Below are 2,998 nucleotides of genomic sequence, written 5' to 3' on the forward strand. Positions count from 1 at the left end.
TCGATGCGGTAGTGGAAATCGAACAGCCGCTCGGTGCGCGAGCGCTCGAATACGACCGGATCGAAGGGTGCCAGCAAGGCGCGGGCCTCGACTTTGCGCGGCAGACGGGCGTCCCGGTGAAGATAGGCCGGCTTGTCCCAGCCTTCGACACGCACCGGCAGCAACTCGCCCGTTTCAACCAGTTCCTCCAACCGGCCTTTCATATCGGCCGGCGACAGGCGGAAATAGTCGCGCAAATCGCTTGAAGTCGCCACGCCGTGGGCGCGGGCGGAAATGCGCAGCAATTCGCGGTGCGCGTCCTCAGGCGTCGGCACCGGCAGATCGAGGATCGCCTGCGGCAGCACGCGCTCGGGCAGGTCATAGAAGCGCTCGAAACCGCGGCGGTGCGCCGTGGTGATGCGGCCGGCCCAGAACAGCCATTCGAAGGCGTGTTTGGCATCGCTCCAGCCCCACCAGCCGCCCGAACCTTTCTGGCCCTCCAGCGCGGAAGCGGCGATCGGGCCGCGCTCGGCGACCTCGCGGTAGATCTCTTCGATGTAGGCGGCGTGCTCGCGGCCCCATTTGGCGAGACCCAGATACATTTCCTCGCCCCGCTCGGCGCGCTGCATGCGCCAGCGCATCAGCGGGTATGTCTCGACCGGCAGGAAGGACGCCTCGTGCGCCCAGTATTCGAAAACCGTGCGCTTACGCGTCACGGCCGCGTTGTCGAGCAGCGAGAACGGGTAGGGGCCAAGGCGCGAATAGAGCGGCATATAATGAGCGCGCACCACCGCGCTGACGGAATCGATCTGCAACAGGCCGGTGCGGGAGAGCGTGCGGGCAAAATGCCGGCGGTCGGGCGTGCCGGTCGGGCGAGGATCGAGGAACCCTTGGGCGGCAAGGGCGATGCGCCGGGCCATCGGGAGCGAGATCTTTTCCTTCATGCAGGTATCACTTTGACGTGTTTTGACCGAGGGTCGAATGGCTGATTCCAACCCATGCTAGCAGGGTTTTGGCAGCATTCATGTCAGGAGAGAAAAGTGGAGTAAAAAGCGAAGGAAATCAAACAGGAGCGGATCGGACCAGTTTGCCGCGATATGCCGTCCAGGTCGATGTTTTGAACAAGGTTTGACTTGCTTCGCTGGAAGTGCTGCGCTAACCCTCGCCGCGTTGCAGCATAGGCCCTTAAAACGGTTCAGCGGTTAAACTGTCACGCTTCCGCATTAGGGTCCGGTGCTGTAATCAACGTGGATTGGCGCCAACGGAAAGCCGAGCATGAACGCACTCTTGAGCTCATACCTGCCCATCGTCCTGTTCATAGGCGTGGCGCTGGTTGTCGGCCTGGCGCTGCTGGCCGCGCCCTTCCTGGTGGCCTACCGCAATCCCGATCCCGAAAAGCTTTCCGCCTACGAGTGCGGTTTCAACTCGTTCGACGACGCCCGCATGAAGTTCGACATCCGTTTCTACCTGGTGTCGATCCTGTTCATCATCTTCGACCTGGAAGTAGCCTTCCTGTTTCCGTGGGCGGTGTCGTTTTCGAAGATCGGCATGCTCGGTTTCTGGTCGATGATGGTTTTTTTGGCGGTGCTGACCATCGGCTTTGCCTATGAATGGAAAAAAGGAGCGCTGGAATGGGATTGAACGACAGTTCAGGCACCCTCGTCGCGCCGAAGCCCAAGGGCATCATCGATCCCAACACCGGCAGGCCGGTGGGGGAGGACGATCCCTTCTTCCTCGAGATCAACAACGAGTTGGCCGACAAGGGCTTTCTGGTCACTTCGACCGAGGCGCTCATCACCTGGGCGCGCAGCGGGTCGCTGATGTACATGACGTTCGGCATCGCCTGCTGCGCGGTCGAGATGATCCACACCTCGATGCCGCGCTATGATTCGGAGCGGTTCGGCGTCGCGCCACGCGCGTCTCCGCGCCAGTCCGACATCATGATCGTCGCCGGCACGCTGACCAACAAGATGGCGCCGGCGCTGCGCAAGGTCTACGACCAGATGCCGGAGCCGCGCTACGTCATCTCGATGGGCTCCTGCGCCAATGGCGGCGGCTATTACCACTATTCCTATTCGGTGGTGCGCGGCTGCGACCGCATCGTGCCGGTCGACATCTATGTGCCCGGCTGTCCGCCGAGCGCCGAAGCGCTGCTCTACGGCATTCTTCTCTTGCAGAAGAAGATCCGCCGCACCGGCACGATCGAACGGTAAATCCATGACCGCATCCCTGAGCGAACTGTCGACCTATCTCGGCGAGAAGCTGATCGGCCGCGTGAACGAGGCTGATATCGCCTATGGCGAACTCACCATCCATGTCGAGCCGCGCGATCTGGTCGAGGTGATGACCTTCCTGCGCGACGATGCGCGCTGCCAGTTCATCTCGATCATCGATGTCTGCGGCGCCGACTATCCGTCGCGGGCCAAGCGTTTCGACGTCGTCTATCACCTGTTGTCGCCGAAGCAGAATGTGCGCGTCCGCGTCAAGGTGCAGGCCGACGAGGAAACCATGGTGCCGTCGATCACCGGCGTCTATCCCGGCGCCGACTGGTTCGAGCGCGAGACCTACGATCTCTACGGCGTTTTGTTCTCCGGCCATCCCGACCTGCGCCGCCTGCTGACCGACTATGGCTTCGAAGGCCATCCCTTGCGCAAGGATTTCCCGCTGACCGGCTTCGTCGAGGTGCGCTACGACGACGAGGCCAAGCGCGTTATCTATGAGCCGGTCGAGCTCAAGCAGGAATTCCGCAATTTCGATTTTCTGTCCCCGTGGGAAGGTACGGATTACGTGCTGCCGGGTGACGAGAAGGCAAAGCAGTAAATGGCTGAAACCTCCGTCCGCAACTTCAACATCAATTTCGGCCCGCAACACCCCGCGGCGCACGGCGTTTTGCGCCTTGTGCTGGAGCTGGACGGCGAAGTCGTCGATCGCGTCGATCCGCATATCGGACTGCTGCATCGCGGTACCGAAAAGCTGATCGAAGCCAAAACCTATCTGCAGGCGGTACCCTATCTCGACC

General features: G+C 61.5%; 4 protein-coding genes and 1 pseudogene. 4 read left to right on the forward strand and 1 reads right to left on the reverse strand.

The genetic code is table 11. The features are described from left to right. A partial coding sequence (locus EOA22_RS29295; RefSeq protein WP_164755964.1) for a winged helix-turn-helix domain-containing protein occupies nucleotides 1-923 on the reverse strand: 923 nt, incomplete at its 3' end. A gap of 331 nt (nucleotides 924-1,254) precedes the next feature. Here EOA22_RS29295 and EOA22_RS29300 point away from each other — a divergent pair. From EOA22_RS29300 to EOA22_RS29315, 4 genes and pseudogenes are all read left to right on the forward strand, one after another. After that, entirely contained in the window at nucleotides 1,255-1,620 is a 366-nt protein-coding gene (locus tag EOA22_RS29300) for an NADH-quinone oxidoreductase subunit A (protein WP_010910112.1), read from the forward strand. After that, a complete protein-coding gene (locus EOA22_RS29305) occupies nucleotides 1,611-2,192 on the forward strand; it encodes an NADH-quinone oxidoreductase subunit B (protein WP_127390419.1) in 582 nt (193 codons plus the stop codon). Before EOA22_RS29300 ends, EOA22_RS29305 begins: the two co-directional genes overlap by 10 nt. A 4-nt stretch (nucleotides 2,193-2,196) precedes the next feature. Next, the gene (locus EOA22_RS29310) at nucleotides 2,197-2,799 is read left to right on the forward strand and encodes an NADH-quinone oxidoreductase subunit C (RefSeq protein WP_013531091.1); all 603 of its coding nucleotides are present in this window, start codon (nucleotides 2,197-2,199) and stop codon (nucleotides 2,797-2,799) included. After that, nucleotides 2,800-2,998, forward strand: a pseudogene (locus EOA22_RS29315) (NADH-quinone oxidoreductase subunit D); the annotation flags it as partial.

This window comes from Mesorhizobium sp. M7A.F.Ca.US.014.04.1.1 (genome assembly GCF_003998745.1).
Classification (GTDB): Bacteria; Pseudomonadota; Alphaproteobacteria; order Rhizobiales; family Rhizobiaceae; genus Mesorhizobium; species Mesorhizobium ciceri.